This is a genomic window from Streptococcus mitis (genome assembly GCF_047463435.1).
GTDB lineage: Bacteria > Bacillota > Bacilli > Lactobacillales > Streptococcaceae > Streptococcus > Streptococcus mitis_DS.
The window spans coordinates 1-15,265 of sequence record NZ_JASHDW010000015.1 but is presented as its reverse complement, the minus strand read 5'-3'; the positions used below and the strand labels follow the sequence as shown (position 1 = coordinate 15,265).

14 protein-coding genes and 1 pseudogene are annotated in these 15,265 nt (G+C 39.4%); 14 read left to right on the top strand and 1 reads right to left on the bottom strand.

The window, feature by feature from the left end; translation table 11 throughout:
• Positions 1–16 precede the first annotated feature (16 nt).
• The 9 genes from tkt to gap all read left to right on the top strand — a co-directional run bounded on the left by tkt (position 17) and on the right by gap (position 10,860).
• Positions 17–1,993 carry a transketolase gene (tkt, locus tag QM843_RS08880; RefSeq protein WP_314500740.1) on the top strand — a complete coding sequence of 659 codons (1,977 nt, stop codon included), beginning with the start codon at positions 17–19 and terminating at the stop codon, positions 1,991–1,993.
• A 116-nt stretch (positions 1,994–2,109) separates the two neighbouring features.
• Complete coding sequence (gene yajC / locus QM843_RS08875; protein ID WP_084925440.1) at positions 2,110–2,409, top strand: preprotein translocase subunit YajC; 300 nt, start codon at positions 2,110–2,112, stop codon at positions 2,407–2,409.
• Between the two features lie 46 nt (positions 2,410–2,455).
• A complete protein-coding gene (locus QM843_RS08870) occupies positions 2,456–2,899 on the top strand; it encodes a low molecular weight protein-tyrosine-phosphatase (RefSeq protein WP_084925438.1) in 444 nt (147 codons plus the stop codon).
• Complete coding sequence (locus QM843_RS08865) at positions 2,886–3,296, top strand: MORN repeat-containing protein (protein ID WP_084925436.1); 411 nt, start codon at positions 2,886–2,888, stop codon at positions 3,294–3,296. The genes QM843_RS08870 and QM843_RS08865 overlap by 14 nt, the downstream gene beginning before the upstream one ends.
• A gap of 299 nt (positions 3,297–3,595) precedes the next feature.
• Complete coding sequence (gene adhE / locus QM843_RS08860; protein WP_314500734.1) at positions 3,596–6,247, top strand: bifunctional acetaldehyde-CoA/alcohol dehydrogenase; 2,652 nt, start codon at positions 3,596–3,598, stop codon at positions 6,245–6,247.
• A 123-nt stretch (positions 6,248–6,370) separates the two neighbouring features.
• Positions 6,371–7,288 carry a helix-turn-helix domain-containing protein gene (locus tag QM843_RS08855; RefSeq protein WP_084946517.1) on the top strand — a complete coding sequence of 306 codons (918 nt, stop codon included), beginning with the start codon at positions 6,371–6,373 and terminating at the stop codon, positions 7,286–7,288.
• A 431-nt stretch (positions 7,289–7,719) separates the two neighbouring features.
• Entirely contained in the window at positions 7,720–8,403 is a 684-nt protein-coding gene (locus QM843_RS08850; RefSeq protein ID WP_084946516.1) for an ABC transporter ATP-binding protein, read from the top strand.
• Entirely contained in the window at positions 8,372–9,673 is a 1,302-nt protein-coding gene (locus tag QM843_RS08845; protein WP_192855147.1) for an ABC transporter permease, read from the top strand. The genes QM843_RS08850 and QM843_RS08845 overlap by 32 nt, the downstream gene beginning before the upstream one ends.
• Before the next feature lie 176 nt (positions 9,674–9,849).
• A complete protein-coding gene (gene gap, locus QM843_RS08840) occupies positions 9,850–10,860 on the top strand; it encodes a type I glyceraldehyde-3-phosphate dehydrogenase (RefSeq protein ID WP_000260662.1) in 1,011 nt (336 codons plus the stop codon).
• A gap of 67 nt (positions 10,861–10,927) precedes the next feature.
• Here the strand turns inward: gap and QM843_RS08835 are convergent, their stop codons facing one another.
• Positions 10,928–11,803 carry an RluA family pseudouridine synthase gene (locus QM843_RS08835; RefSeq protein ID WP_004238891.1) on the bottom strand — a complete coding sequence of 292 codons (876 nt, stop codon included), beginning with the start codon at positions 11,801–11,803 and terminating at the stop codon, positions 10,928–10,930.
• A gap of 86 nt (positions 11,804–11,889) precedes the next feature.
• On the opposite strand from QM843_RS08835, the gene pbp2a reads away from it, so the two are divergent.
• The 5 genes and pseudogenes from pbp2a to QM843_RS08810 all read left to right on the top strand — a co-directional run.
• Positions 11,890–14,085 carry a penicillin-binding protein PBP2A gene (gene pbp2a, locus QM843_RS08830; RefSeq protein WP_414304787.1) on the top strand — a complete coding sequence of 732 codons (2,196 nt, stop codon included), beginning with the start codon at positions 11,890–11,892 and terminating at the stop codon, positions 14,083–14,085.
• Positions 14,086–14,137: 52 nt separating this feature from the next.
• Positions 14,138–14,290 (top strand): 50S ribosomal protein L33, encoded by a 153-nt coding sequence (gene rpmG, locus QM843_RS08825; RefSeq protein WP_001809375.1) that lies wholly within the window; start codon positions 14,138–14,140, stop codon positions 14,288–14,290.
• Positions 14,291–14,299: 9 nt separating this feature from the next.
• Positions 14,300–14,476, top strand: a complete 177-nt coding sequence (gene secE, locus QM843_RS08820) for a preprotein translocase subunit SecE (protein ID WP_001210990.1) — start codon at positions 14,300–14,302, stop codon at positions 14,474–14,476.
• A 53-nt stretch (positions 14,477–14,529) separates the two neighbouring features.
• Complete coding sequence (gene nusG, locus QM843_RS08815) at positions 14,530–15,066, top strand: transcription termination/antitermination protein NusG (RefSeq protein ID WP_000376740.1); 537 nt, start codon at positions 14,530–14,532, stop codon at positions 15,064–15,066.
• 120 nt (positions 15,067–15,186) lie between these two features.
• A pseudogene (locus QM843_RS08810) lies at positions 15,187–15,265 on the top strand (sigma-70 family RNA polymerase sigma factor); the annotation flags it as partial.

The window sequence follows — 15,265 nt, the reverse complement described above, 5'->3', positions numbered from 1 at the left end:
ATAGAAAGGAAATTCTATGTCAAATCTATCTGTTAATGCAATTCGTTTCCTAGGTATTGACGCTATCAACAAAGCCAACTCAGGTCACCCAGGTGTGGTTATGGGAGCAGCTCCGATGGCATACAGCCTCTTTACAAAACAACTTCGTCTCAATCCAGCTCAACCAAACTGGATTAACCGTGACCGCTTTATTCTTTCAGCAGGTCATGGTTCAATGCTCCTTTATGCCCTTCTTCATCTTTCTGGTTTTGAAGATGTCAGCATGGATGAGATTAAGAGCTTCCGTCAATGGGGTTCAAAAACACCAGGTCACCCAGAATTTGGCCATACAGCAGGAATTGATGCTACGACAGGTCCTTTAGGTCAAGGGATTTCAACTGCCACTGGTTTTGCCCAAGCAGAACGTTTCTTGGCAGCCAAATATAACCGCGAAGGCTACAATATCTTTGACCACTATACTTACGTTATCTGTGGAGACGGAGACTTGATGGAAGGTGTCTCAAGTGAGGCGGCTTCATACGCAGGCTTGCAAAAACTAGACAAATTGGTTGTTCTTTATGATTCAAATGACATCAACTTGGATGGTGAGACAAAGGATTCCTTTACAGAAAGTGTTCGTGACCGTTACAATGCCTACGGTTGGCATACTGCCTTGGTAGAAGATGGAACAGACTTGGAAGCAATCCATGCTGCTATCGAAACAGCTAAAGCTTCAGGCAAACCATCTTTGATTGAAGTGAAGACGGTTATTGGATACGGTTCTCCAAACAAACAAGGAACTAATGCCGTACATGGGGCTCCTCTTGGAGCAGATGAAACTGCAGCAACTCGTCAGGCTCTTGGTTGGGACTACGAACCATTTGAAATTCCAGAACAAGTTTACGCTGATTTCAAAGAACATGTTGCAGACCGTGGTGCATCAGCTTATGAAGCTTGGACAAAATTAGTTGCAGATTATAAAGAAGCTCACCCAGAACTAGCTGCAGAAGTAGAAGCCATCATCGACGGACGCGATCCAGTTGAAGTGACTCCAGCAGACTTCCCAGCTTTAGAAAATGGCTTCTCTCAAGCAACTCGTAATTCAAGCCAAGATGCCTTGAACGTTGTGGCGGCTAAGTTGCCAACCTTCTTGGGTGGATCAGCTGACTTAGCTCACTCAAACATGACTTATATCAAGACTGACGGACTTCAAGACGACGCCAATCGCTTGAACCGTAACATTCAGTTTGGTGTTCGTGAATTTGCAATGGGAACTATCTTGAACGGGATGGCCCTTCACGGTGGACTTCGTGTATACGGTGGAACTTTCTTCGTCTTCTCTGACTATGTGAAGGCAGCTGTCCGTTTGTCAGCCTTGCAAGGACTTCCTGTGACCTATGTCTTTACCCATGATTCTATTGCAGTTGGGGAAGATGGGCCAACACACGAACCAGTTGAACACTTAGCAGGTCTCCGTGCTATGCCAAATCTAAATGTTTTCCGTCCAGCAGATGCGCGTGAAACTCAAGCAGCTTGGTACCTTGCAGTGACAAGTGAGAAAACACCAACTGCTCTTGTCTTGACACGTCAAAACTTGACTGTTGAAGAGGGAACAGACTTCGACAAGGTTGCTAAAGGTGCTTATGTTGTCTATGAAAATGAAGCAGACTTTGATACCATCTTGATTGCGACAGGTTCAGAAGTCAATCTAGCTGTCTCAGCTGCTAAAGAATTGGCTAGTCAAGGCGAAAAAGTCCGCGTAGTCAGCATGCCATCTACAGATGTCTTTGATAAACAAGATGCAGCATACAAGGAAGAAATTCTTCCAAATGCAGTTCGCCGTCGTGTTGCAGTCGAAATGGGTGCAACTCAAAACTGGTACAAATATGTTGGTCTCGATGGTGTTGTTCTCGGTATTGATACCTTCGGAGCCTCTGCACCAGCACCAAAAGTATTGGCAGAATATGGCTTTACTGTAGAAAATCTTGTAAAAGTCGTTCAAAATTTGAAATAATTCTAAAAATCAGGGCGCGAGCTCTGGTTTTTCTTACTAGAAAAGCAAGGTACAATCTTGTAAAAGTAGCTGAAATTTGATATAGTAGTCCTATGTAAAAGACAAAGGAGAAGAAAATGAATCCAAATTATACATTTTTAATTATGCTTGTAGCGATGTTGGGCTTGATGTTCTTTATGCAACGCTCTCAAAAGAAACAAGCACAAAAACGTATGGAAAGCTTAAATAAACTACAAAAAGGCTATGAAGTGATTACAATCGGTGGACTTTACGGAACAGTCGATGAAGTAGATACTGAGAAGAGAACGATCGTTCTTGATGTAGATGGAGTTTACTTGACTTTTGAACTAGCTGCTATCAAGACAGTATTACCGATGAAAGAAACAACTTCACTAGAAGGCGCAATTGAAAAATAAGACGGGACTACTAACTCCCGTTTTTCTATAAAAGAAAGGAAATGGGATGAAAAAACTAGTCTTTGTCTGCCTGGGAAATATTTGTCGCAGTCCTATGGCTGAGTTTGTTATGAAATCAATGACAGATAATTACGAAATCCAAAGTCGAGCGACTTCCTCTTGGGAACATGGTAATCCGATTCATAAGGGAACTCAAGGAATTTTTCAACAATATGAGATTCCCTATGACAAAGCCAAAACGTCGCTTCAGATTAGTAAGGAAGATTTTGAAGTTTTTGATTATATTATCGGAATGGATGCTTCAAATGTTTCTGACTTACGTCAGATGTGTCCAGCAGACTGTCAAGATAAGATTTACTCATTTGCATCTGAAAGTGTTCCAGATCCTTGGTATACAGGAGATTTTGAGGAAACCTATCGACGTGTTCAAGAGGGGTGCAGGGCTTGGTTAGAACGTTTAGAAAGGGAGAGTGAAGATGGAAAATCTTAAGAATTTTTACGAAAAGTATCGTGTCTATCTGACTCGTCCACGTTTAGAGCTTTTAGCAGTAGTTGCCATTGTTTTCTGTGCTGTACTCGTCTTTTTTCTAAATATTCCTGGAAAAGGTGTTCTAAAACTGGATAATGGAACGATTGTTTACGATGGCAGTCTTGTCCGTGGTAAAATGAATGGACAGGGTACTATTACTTTCCAAAATGGGGACCAATATACAGGTGGTTTCAGCAATGGAGCCTTCAATGGAAAAGGTACCTTTCAATCTAAAGAAGGCTGGACCTACGAAGGTGATTTTGTAAATGGTCAGGCTGAAGGAAAAGGGAAACTAACAACAGAACAAGAAGTCGTTTATGAAGGAACTTTTAAACAAGGCGTTTTTCAACAAAAATAAAGCCTCCTTATCAAAGGAGGTATTGTTAGAACCTTGAAGTAAGCGCTTACCTGCAAATCCTTTTCTTTCCAAGTTCCTCTTCCAAGCAAGTTTGTGAAATAAAAAATTTTTGAAATAAATTTCACAAACTTTAAATATAAAACCTGATAAGAAAAGAAAATGAGAAAAATTTCACAAGGGTTTAAAAATTCTTTGTGAAATATTTATGAAACTGTTTACAAAGTTGAAATAATGCGTTATAATAAACTTGTGAAAAAATTAACAAAGGATATCAATCCTTGAAAGCTATGGAGGAAAATATGGCTGATAAAAAAACTATGACACCAGAGGAAAAGAAACTCGCTGCTGAAAAGCATGTCGATGGATTGGTGCAAAAAGCTCTAGTTGCTCTTGAAGAAATGCGTAAGTTGGATCAAGAGCAGGTTGACTACATCGTAGCTAAAGCGTCAGTAGCAGCTTTGGATGCCCACGGAGAATTGGCTTTACATGCCTATGAAGAAACAGGACGTGGTGTATTTGAAGATAAAGCAACTAAGAACTTGTTTGCTTGTGAACATGTAGTAAACAACATGCGTCACACTAAGACAGTTGGCGTTATCGAAGAAGACGATGTAACAGGATTGACTCTCATCGCTGAACCGGTTGGTGTTGTCTGTGGTATTACTCCTACAACAAACCCAACATCAACAGCGATCTTTAAGGCATTGATTTCATTGAAGACTCGTAATCCAATCGTCTTTGCATTCCACCCATCAGCTCAAGAATCATCAGCTCACGCAGCTCAAATCGTTCGTGATGCTGCGATTAAAGCAGGAGCTCCTGAAAACTGTGTACAGTGGATCACTGAACCATCTATGGAAGCAACTAGTGCACTTATGAACCACGAAGGTGTTGCCACAATTCTTGCAACAGGTGGTAATGCCATGGTTAAAGCCGCATACTCATGTGGTAAACCAGCTCTTGGGGTAGGTGCCGGAAACGTTCCAGCCTATGTTGAAAAATCAGCAAACATCCGTCAAGCAGCACACGATATCGTCATGTCTAAATCATTTGATAATGGTATGGTCTGTGCATCTGAACAAGCGGTTATCATTGATAAAGAAATTTACGATGAATTTGTAGCAGAGTTCAAATCTTACCACACTTACTTTGTAAACAAAAAAGAAAAAGCTCTTCTTGAAGAATTCTGCTTCGGCGTGAAAGCAAACAGCAAAAACTGTGCTGGTGCGAAATTGAACGCTGACATCGTTGGTAAACCAGCAACTTGGATTGCAGAGCAAGCAGGATTTACAGTTCCAGAAGGAACAAACATTCTTGCTGCAGAATGTAAAGAAGTTGGTGAAAACGAGCCATTGACTCGTGAAAAATTGTCACCAGTTATCGCAGTTTTGAAATCTGAAAGCCGTGAAGATGGTATTTCCAAAGCTCGTCAAATGGTTGAATTTAACGGTCTTGGTCACTCAGCAGCTATCCACACAGCTGACGAAGAATTGACTAAAGAATTTGGTAAAGCTGTTAAAGCTATTCGTGTTATCTGTAACTCACCTTCTACTTTCGGTGGTATCGGGGACGTTTACAATGCCTTCTTGCCATCATTGACACTCGGATGTGGTTCTTACGGACGTAACTCAGTTGGGGATAACGTTAGTGCCATTAACCTCTTGAATATCAAAAAAGTCGGAAGACGGAGAAATAACATGCAATGGATGAAACTTCCTTCAAAAACATACTTTGAACGTGATTCAATTCAATACCTTCAAAAATGTCGTGACGTTGAACGTGTCATGATCGTTACTGACCATGCCATGGTAGAGCTTGGTTTCCTTGATCGTATCATCGAACAACTTGATCTTCGTCGCAATAAGGTTGTTTACCAAATCTTTGCTGATGTAGAACCAGATCCAGATATCACTACAGTTGAACGTGGTACTGAAATCATGCGTGCCTTCAAACCAGATACAATCATCGCTCTTGGTGGTGGATCTCCAATGGATGCTGCTAAAGTAATGTGGCTCTTCTACGAACAACCAGAAGTGGACTTCCGTGACCTTGTCCAAAAATTCATGGATATCCGTAAACGTGCCTTCAAATTCCCATTGCTTGGTAAGAAGACTAAATTCATCGCAATCCCAACAACATCTGGTACAGGATCTGAAGTAACACCATTTGCCGTTATCTCTGATAAAGCAAATAACCGTAAATACCCAATCGCTGACTACTCATTGACACCAACTGTGGCAATCGTAGACCCTGCTTTGGTATTGACAGTTCCTGGATTTGTTGCTGCGGACACTGGTATGGACGTATTGACTCACGCGACTGAAGCTTACGTATCACAAATGGCTAGCGACTACACTGACGGTCTTGCACTTCAAGCCATCAAGCTTGTATTTGAAAACCTTGAAAGCTCAGTTAAGAATGCAGACTTCCATTCACGCGAAAAAATGCATAACGCTTCAACAATCGCTGGTATGGCCTTTGCCAATGCCTTCCTAGGTATTTCTCACTCAATGGCACATAAGATTGGTGCCCAATTCCACACAATCCACGGTCGTACAAATGCTATCTTGCTTCCATACGTCATCCGCTACAACGGTACACGTCCAGCTAAGACAGCAACATGGCCTAAGTACAACTACTACCGTGCAGATGAAAAATACCAAGATATCGCACGCATGCTTGGACTTCCAGCTTCTACTCCAGAAGAAGGTGTGGAGTCTTACGCAAAAGCTGTCTACGAACTTGGTGAGCGCGTAGGTATCCAAATGAACTTCAAAGCACAAGGTATCGACGAAAAAGAATGGAAAGAACATTCACGTGAATTAGCCTTCCTTGCTTACGAAGACCAATGTTCACCAGCTAACCCACGCCTTCCAATGGTTGACCATATGCAAGAAATCATCGAAGATTCTTACTATGGCTACAAAGAAAGACCAGGACGCCGTAAATAATTGTTTATCAGCCTAGAGGCAGGGAATCCCTGTCTCTTTTTTTGTAATTCTATTTGAAAAATGGTATAATCATCGCATATATTTATTTGAAAATCAAATCTTTTATAATCATGCGAGGGGCAAATGAACAAGATAAATGAGTTAGGGGATAAAGTGCGACTTTTAAGAGAGGAGAAAGGACTTAGTCGTCCAGTTTTTTGTGGGGATGAGTCTGAATTATCAGTGCGTCAGTTGGTGAGAATCGAAAAAGGAGAATTTCGACCGACTATAAAAACACTAGAATATATTGCAGATAGATTAGAAATTCCATCCTACGTCTTGATGCCAGATTATAAGGAACTGCCTAAACGCTACCAAGAATTAAAGTACTTTCTTTTACATCACCCTGACTATGGAGACAAGGAGTTGCAAGAACAAAAGGAAGAATATTTTGATGAGATTTTCGAGTGTTTTTATGATGACCTGCCCCGTGATGAGAAGATGATAGTGGACTGCCTTCAGGCAATAGATGCAGTGAGAGCGACTAGTAATTCTTTATACGGAAGTGGTGTGATTGAGGACAGTCTTCAAGACTTACTATCCAGAGATGTATATAAGGCTGAGGAATTGTTGAAATTGAGACTGTATTTTCTTTGTCAGTTAATGGATGGTTTAAACGAGGGTGAGATAAAAAAGTCTGAGCATGAAACTATTCTTTATTTTCATGACAAATTAAGTTCTCAGGTTGATAAGATAGAGTTCGATTGTTTGGACTTACTTAGAGACTCCTTGTTAGCTTCTTTAACTTGTATAGAGGTTATGGGGTTGCTTCATTATTTTAAGAGGGCAGTCGAGACCTTAAATAAAATAGGGCAAAAAACACGAGATTTTCAAAAACAACCGATTGTCTTGATGGTGGAGTGGAAATATTATATTCAGATGGATTATGATACAGCCAAACAAAAGTATGAAGAAGCAAAAATGATGGCAAGGATGTTTGGCAATGAGCAGTTAATCGTTAGTTTAGATAAGGAATGGACTGAGGATAATAAAAGATTCTGAGAAAAACTTGATTTCAGGAGCAAATGAAGTAAATGTTTTCACAATAAAAGGCATAATATCAGTTATACAAAAACTTTGATATTATGCCTTTTATTATGGAAAGACGTTTTAAATGTTAGCTTTGAATTGATTTTTTGTCTAGTCTAATTTATATTATATTTTGAGAAATGTAATATTTTTGAAGATTAGTTTAGATAGCTTTTTTCTCTAATTTTACCAGTTTAAATAAAATAGTGACATTTCTGTCATTGGAGAAATGTCGCTTTTTTGTTAAAATGAATTTTACTTGATATACATCTAGAAGCAAACTAGGGAATAGAGAGAAAGTTCTAAGTAGTAGACTTAAAGGGTAAATCAGCGCTGATGTAGCTTGAAGGATTTTCTATAAGTATGATGTTATGACGATAACGGTTTTAAACAAGGGGGAAAGAATGTCCATTTTATCCATTAAAAATATTTCAAAGTTTTACACTTTGGACGGTAAACATCAAGAGCAGGCTCTAAGAAATATTAACCTGCAGATTGCAAAAGGTAAAATTACAGCGATTTACGGTCCGTCAGGCTGTGGCAAAACTAGCTTGCTAAACATTATCAGTGGTCTAGATAGACAATATGAAGGAGTTTTAGAATTTAAAGGGGAATCCCTCCGTGACTTATCAGAGATTGAACTAACTCAATTTCGTAAAGATAAGATTGGATTTGTGTTTCAAAATTTTAACCTCATTCCTCATCAGTCTGTCTTGGACAATGTCAAGCTACCTCTCTATGTCAAAGATTTATCTGACAGGGAGATGACAATGATTGCAAAGGAGCAATTAAGTAACTTGGGCATGGAGCCTTTTATTGCTAAAAATGTTAAACAGCTTTCTGGCGGGCAAAAGCAACGCGTAGCAATAGCGCGTGCACTGGTAAATCAGCCTGATATGATTGTAGCAGATGAGCCAACGGGTTCGCTGGATTCTCAATCCCAAGAAAAGGTACTGGAGGTATTTAAAAATTTAGCCCAAACAGGGAAAACAGTACTGATTGTAACCCATAATCCAGAGGTTGCTGAATATGCAGACGTGATTATCAAAATGAAGGATGGTGAAGTCGTTGAAGAAGTCAAAAAATAAAGGATTATCATCGAAAAATAAATTCAAACTTTCTTTAAATAACTTTCTGGAAAGAAAGTGGCGTAATCTATTGATTGCGCTAGCAACCTCAATTGGTTTTGTAGGAGTCTTAATTTCTTTCGGCTTGGGAAATGCTTTGATTTCGATGATTGATGAAAATACGAATGGAGGTCAAATCCCTTCTCAAGTTCAGATTGCTTTAAATACAGAAAATGCTGGACGAGGCTTTTTGAACCAAGATGATAAGAACTATATCACGGATACAGTTGGGAAAGAAGCTATTAAATATTTGGAGAGTCCTTTTGGGATGACCATGTCAAATATTACTATAGATGGTCAAGAAATGGATCTGAGTCAAATGATGCCTTCTTATGCTCAAGTAGTGAGTCTCTATGAGGATACAAGTATTTCTGTTAGTAGTAATGAGGCGGACAAAGTATTAGCCGGTTCCCTCTATACTGATGCAAATGAACAGGGCTTGACGATTCCAAGCAGTTTACTAAAAAATTGGAATGAACAGACAGGAAACAATCTGACAGCTACTGATCTTATTGGCAAATCAGTCTCAGCCAGCATTGTAGAAAATGCTGCCGAAGCTAGTAAGATTGCTCAATTTCAAACGAAGATTGTACGTGTAATCAATGATGAAGATGACATGGAGGACAGCAACAGTTTCATGCCGTCTCATCAAATGGAAACGATTTTGAAAGAAGCTGGATTTACAAAAGCTGTATCTTATTTTATCCTGGAACTCAAAGATCCATCACAGACAAAAGCGATAACAGAAGAATTACAGAAAAATAAGAAGTATACTGTGCTTTCTCAACAGAAGGTTCTTGATATTGTGATTACCTTTATTCGTGTTATTCAGGGATTATTGATTGTACTTTCATCACAAGCTATTGTGGTAGCAGCGGTCATGATTGGTATCATTATTTACATCAATATCATGCAACGTTCTAAGGAAATAGGTGTCATGAAGGCAGTTGGTTATCAAAATCGCGATGTCAAAGGAATTTTTATTTACGAGGCTATTTGGATTGTAGGAATCGCCTTGCTGCTGGCATTTTTGGTTGCACAAGGGGTGGGAAGTTTGGCGAATGCGGTTGTAAATCACTTTTACCCATCCATCACTAAGGTTTTTGAATTAAATCTTCTATCTATTTTAGGAACTCTAGCTTTTGCTCTATTACTTGGTTATGTCTCAGCCTACTTCCCAGCACGTAAAATTAGTAAAATGGATCCTGTAGAATCGCTACGATATGAATAGTAAGGAAGTTCTTGATTTATAGCCTGAAAAAGAAACTAACATAGAAAAACAATGTCCGTACTTGCAATTAAACTTAAATAGTTATATAATAGGTTTGTTGAAAGGTGATTTGTAGTGATTCAAGTTACTCTTTTCACAATAAAAATTTCATGATTTTCATAAGGAGGAAATCACTAATGGTAGTTAAAGTTGGTATTAACGGTTTCGGACGTATCGGTCGTCTTGCTTTCCGTCGTATCCAAAACGTAGAAGGTGTTGAAGTTACTCGTATCAACGACCTTACAGATCCAGTTATGCTTGCACACTTGTTGAAATACGACACAACTCAAGGTCGTTTCGACGGTACTGTTGAAGTTAAAGAAGGTGGATTTGAAGTTAACGGTAAATTCATCAAAGTTTCTGCTGAACGTGATCCAGAACAAATCGACTGGGCTAACGACGGTGTAGAAATCGTTCTTGAAGCTACTGGTTTCTTTGCTAAGAAAGCAGCTGCTGAAAAACACTTGCACGCTGGTGGAGCTAAAAAAGTTGTTATCACTGCTCCTGGTGGAAACGACGTTAAAACAGTTGTATTCAACACTAACCACGACGTTCTTGACGGTACTGAAACAGTTATCTCAGGTGCTTCATGTACTACAAACTGCTTGGCTCCAATGGCTAAAGCTCTTCAAGACAACTTTGGTGTTGTTGAAGGATTGATGACTACTATCCACGCTTACACTGGTGACCAAATGATTCTTGACGGACCACACCGTGGTGGTGACCTTCGCCGTGCTCGCGCTGGTGCTGTAAACATCGTTCCTAACTCAACTGGTGCTGCAAAAGCTATCGGTCTTGTAATCCCAGAATTGAACGGTAAATTGGACGGAGCTGCTCAACGTGTTCCTGTTCCAGCAGGTTCTGTAACTGAGTTGGTAGCAGTTCTTGAAAAGAACGTTACTGTTGACGAAGTGAACGCAGCTATGAAAGCAGCTTCAAACGAATCATACGGATACACTGAAGATCCAATCGTATCTTCAGATATCCTAGGTATGTCTTACGGTTCATTGTTTGACGCAACTCAAACTAAAGTTCTTGACGTTGACGGTAAACAATTGGTTAAAGTTGTATCATGGTACGACAACGAAATGTCATACACTGCACAACTTGTTCGTACTCTTGAATACTTCGCAAAAATCGCTAAATAATTCATGAGTCGATAAAAAGCAAGGCCTCTGGTCTTGCTTTTTAAATATTTAAAAATGGATGACGCTATCATCCATTCTTTTTTAACTCTTTTTCAAAAGTATCTGATAGGGTAGTGAAGCTTAATTTCTCTAGAGTAAGCGGATGGGTAAAGGACAGTCGAAAGGCGTGGAGCATAAGCCGACTTGTTTTTGATTTACTATTATAGAGAGGGTCGCCTAAAATAGGGAAGTTATGATGCGAAAGGTGCACACGAATTTGATGGGTTCGCCCTGTCTTTAGTTTGCAACGAACCAAGGAAGTTTTGTTTGGGAATTGCTTTAATCTGCTTACATGTGTTTCAGCATATTGTCCATTTTTTGTATCAACTATTCGCTTTCTGCGATCATGGCGATCACGTCCAATTTTGTCTTTGAAAACAAGTTCTTTGCTGTTGATATGTCCGTCGACCTGTGCCCAATATTCCCTAGAAATCTCTTTTTTCTCCAGTAAGCGATTGAGAATAGGCAGGATAAAAGGATTTTTGGCAAAGAGAACCAAACCACTGGTTTCCATGTCCAGACGATGAACGACATAGCAGGTTTGGCCAACATAGGCACTGACATGGTTAAGAAGGGCGATTTCGTTTGGCTGATTACCATGCGTTTTCATCCCCTCTGGTTTGTTGACAATAATCAAGTGTTGATCTTGATAAACCTCTTGAACGAGGTTAGGATTGCCCCAAGGGATTTCTTTTTCGGGATAATCTTCCTTGTCAAACGTTAACTGGCAAATATCTCCAGGATTTACCATCTCGTTCCAGCGAACTTCTCGCTGATTAATTAAAATATGTTTCTTGATTCTCAAAAAATGCCGGATTTTTCTAGGAATGAGGAGTTGTTCCTCAAGTAATTGCTTTACCGTCATTTGAGGTAGAGAGTCTGGTAATGTAAATGTGAATTGCATACAGATATTGTAACAAAAAAAGCCCTATTTTGATAGGAAATAGCTAAATTCTTGTCTTCCTATGATGAAGATGATAAAATAAACGCATGAAATTAGATAAATTATTCGAGAAATTTCTTTCTCTTTTTAAAAAAGAAACAAGTGAATCAGAGGATTCTGGGTCTACTAGCTTGCGTCGTTCTCGCAGTGATAGAAAAAAATTAGCCCAAGTGGGTCCAATTCGAAAATTCTGGCGTCGCTATCATCTAACAAAGATTGTCCTTATACTAGGTTTGAGTGCAGGCTTGCTAGTTGGAACCTATTTGTTTGCTGTAGCCAAGTCAACCAATGTCAATGATTTGCAAAATGCCTTGAAAACTCGAACTCTTATTTTTGACCGTGAAGAAAAGGAGGCTGGTGCCTTGTCTGGTCAAAAAGGAACCTATGTTGAACTGACTGATATCAGTAAAAATTTGCAGAATGCCGTTATTGCGACAGAAGACCGTTCTTTCTATAAAAATGACGGGATTAACTATGGTCGTTTCTTCTTGGCTATTGTAACAGCTGGCCGTTCAGGTGGTGGATCTACTATTACCCAACAGCTAGCTAAAAACGCTTATTTGTCACAGGATCAAACTGTTGAGAGAAAAGCGAAAGAATTTTTCCTTGCCTTAGAATTAACAAAAAAATATAGTAAGGATCAAATTCTAACCATGTACCTTAACAACGCTTATTTTGGAAATGGTGTGTGGGGTGTAGAAGATGCGAGTAAGAAATACTTTGGAGTTTCTGCATCAGAAGTGAGTCTGGATCAAGCTGCGACTCTGGCAGGAATGCTAAAGGGGCCGGAACTGTATAATCCTTTGAATTCTGTAGAAGATTCTACCAATCGTCGCGATACTGTTTTGCAGAATATGCTTGCAGCGGGTTACATTGATAAAAACCAAGAAACCGAAGCAGCAGAAGTTGATATGACTTCGCAATTGCACGATAAGTATGAAGGAAAAATCTCAGATTACCGCTATCCTTCTTACTTTGATGCGGTTGTTAATGAAGCTGTTTCCAAGTATAATCTAACAGAGGAAGAAATCGTAAATAATGGCTACCGCATTTACACAGAGCTGGACCAAAACTACCAAGCAAATATGCAGGTTGTCTATGAAAATACAGCTCTATTTCCTAGGGCAGAGGATGGAACATTTGCTCAATCAGGAAGTGTAGCTCTCGAACCGAAAACAGGTGGAGTTCGTGGAGTTGTCGGTCAGGTTGCTGGCAATGATAAAACTGGATTCCGGAATTTCAACTATGCAACTCAATCAAAACGTAGCCCTGGTTCTACAATTAAGCCTTTAGTTGTTTATACGCCTGCAGTTGAAGCTGGCTGGGCTTTGAATAAGCAGTTGGATAACCATACCATGCAGTATGACAGCTATAAGGTTGATAACTATGCAGGGATCAAAACGAGTCGAGAAGTTCCGATGTATCAAGCCTTGGCAGAATCACTTAATCTACCTGCTGTTGCTACTGTTAATGATTTGGGTGTTGATAAGGCTTTTGAGTCAGGAGAAAAATTCGGACTCAACATGGAAAAAGTCGACCGTGTTCTCGGCGTCGCCTTGGGAAGCGGTGTTGAAACCAACCCTCTGCAAATGGCTCAAGCATATGCTGTCTTTGCAAATGAAGGTTTAATGCCGGAAGCTCATTTTATTAGTAGAATTGAAAATGCTAGTGGTCAGGTCATTGCGAGCCATAAAAATTCACAAAAACGGGTGATTGATAAGTCTGTAGCTGACAAGATGACCAGTATGATGTTGGGGACATTTACAAACGGTACCGGTATTAGTTCATCGCCTGCAGACTATGTCATGGCAGGAAAAACTGGAACAACTGAAGCTGTTTTTAATCCGGAATACACAAGTGACCAGTGGGTAATTGGTTATACACCGGATGTTGTGATTAGTCACTGGCTTGGTTTTCCGACTACTGATGAAAATCACTACCTAGCAGGATCTACTTCAAACGGTGCAGCCCATGTCTTTAGAAACATTGCAAATACCATTTTACCTTATACGCCAGGAAGTACCTTTACAGTTGAAAATGCTTATAAGCAAAATGGAATTGCACCAGCCAATACAAGAAATCAAGTACAGAGTAATGAAGAAAATCAGGCGGATAATAGCCTTTCTGATATTAGAAGTCGTGCACAAAATCTGGTAGATGAGGCTAGCCGTGCCATCTCGGATGCTAAAATTAAGGAAAAAGCTCAAACGATATGGGATTCGGTAGTCAATCTATTTCGTTAAGATGCTTGTCAAAGCCTGGCTTTCTTGTTATAATAGATAAGATGGAGGCGTTATGGCACTAAAAAAAGCAAGCCTAGCTTGTGCGGTTTGTGGTTCGAGAAACTATTCAATCAAGATCAGCGGAAACCCCAAGCCAACACGACTAGAAGTAAATAAATTTTGTAAACATTGTGGTAAGTACACTACACACAGAGAAACGAGATAGGAGAGAGCGATGCGTTTTATTGGAGATATTTTTAGACTTCTTAAAGACACAACATGGCCAACTCGCAAGGAAAGCTGGAGAGATTTTCGTTCTATCATGGAATACACTGCTTTCTTTGTTGTGATTATTTATATTTTTGACAAGTTGATTGTTTCAGGTTTGATTCGATTTATTAACATTTTTTAGAAGACCTGTGGAGTTATTCACGCTAGAAATCTTCTATTATGAAAGGAAGTATCATGGATAGTTTTGATAAAGGATGGTTTGTCTTACAAACCTATTCTGGTTATGAAAATAAGGTAAAAGAAAATCTATTGCAACGTGCACAAACCTACAATATGTTGGATAATATTTTACGTGTTGAAATTCCAACACAAACAGTGCAAGTTGAAAAAAATGGAAAGAGAAAAGAAGTAGAAGAGAATCGCTTTCCAGGTTATGTTCTTGTAGAAATGGTGATGACAGATGAAGCTTGGTTTGTTGTTCGAAACACACCAAACGTTACAGGATTCGTCGGATCTCACGGAAATAGATCAAAACCAACTCCATTATTGGAACAAGAAATCCGTGATATCTTGGTTTCTATGGGACAAACTGTACAAGAGTTTGATATCGATGTTGAAGTTGGTCAAACTGTACGTATCATTGATGGTGCTTTTGCAGACTATACTGGTAAGATTACAGAGATTGATAACAATAAAGTGAAGATGATTATCTCTATGTTTGGTAATGACACAGTTGCAGAAGTAAACCTAAACCAAATTGCAGAATTATAACCCAAAGAGAGGCTTGCCCTCTCTTTTTTGTGCAGTTTAGACGGTGTAGGGAACAGAATGGAGGAAATGGGACAAAAGTGTTTCTGAATCTGTTAGACTGTATCTAGAAAGGGGAACGTTATGTTTAAAGAATTGTATAAAGAAGTCCAGGGAATTGTATATAAGAGTAGAAATGAATATTACTTGCATTTATGGGAGC

What these genes read in the sequence shown, in the direction of transcription:
- tkt (WP_314500740.1), top strand. Translation starts at nt 17, where the DNA reads ATGTCAAATCTATCTGTTAATGCAATTCGTTTCCTAGGTATTGACGCT.
- yajC (WP_084925440.1), top strand. Translation starts at nt 2,110, where the DNA reads ATGAATCCAAATTATACATTTTTAATTATGCTTGTAGCGATGTTGGGC.
- QM843_RS08870 (WP_084925438.1), top strand. Translation starts at nt 2,456, where the DNA reads ATGAAAAAACTAGTCTTTGTCTGCCTGGGAAATATTTGTCGCAGTCCT.
- QM843_RS08865 (WP_084925436.1), top strand. Translation starts at nt 2,886, where the DNA reads ATGGAAAATCTTAAGAATTTTTACGAAAAGTATCGTGTCTATCTGACT.
- adhE (WP_314500734.1), top strand. Translation starts at nt 3,596, where the DNA reads ATGGCTGATAAAAAAACTATGACACCAGAGGAAAAGAAACTCGCTGCT.
- QM843_RS08855 (WP_084946517.1), top strand. Translation starts at nt 6,371, where the DNA reads ATGAACAAGATAAATGAGTTAGGGGATAAAGTGCGACTTTTAAGAGAG.
- QM843_RS08850 (WP_084946516.1), top strand. Translation starts at nt 7,720, where the DNA reads ATGTCCATTTTATCCATTAAAAATATTTCAAAGTTTTACACTTTGGAC.
- QM843_RS08845 (WP_192855147.1), top strand. Translation starts at nt 8,372, where the DNA reads ATGGTGAAGTCGTTGAAGAAGTCAAAAAATAAAGGATTATCATCGAAA.
- gap (WP_000260662.1), top strand. Translation starts at nt 9,850, where the DNA reads ATGGTAGTTAAAGTTGGTATTAACGGTTTCGGACGTATCGGTCGTCTT.
- QM843_RS08835 (WP_004238891.1), bottom strand. Translation starts at nt 11,803, where the DNA reads ATGCAATTCACATTTACATTACCAGACTCTCTACCTCAAATGACGGTA.
- pbp2a (WP_414304787.1), top strand. Translation starts at nt 11,890, where the DNA reads ATGAAATTAGATAAATTATTCGAGAAATTTCTTTCTCTTTTTAAAAAA.
- rpmG (WP_001809375.1), top strand. Translation starts at nt 14,138, where the DNA reads ATGGCACTAAAAAAAGCAAGCCTAGCTTGTGCGGTTTGTGGTTCGAGA.
- secE (WP_001210990.1), top strand. Translation starts at nt 14,300, where the DNA reads ATGCGTTTTATTGGAGATATTTTTAGACTTCTTAAAGACACAACATGG.
- nusG (WP_000376740.1), top strand. Translation starts at nt 14,530, where the DNA reads ATGGATAGTTTTGATAAAGGATGGTTTGTCTTACAAACCTATTCTGGT.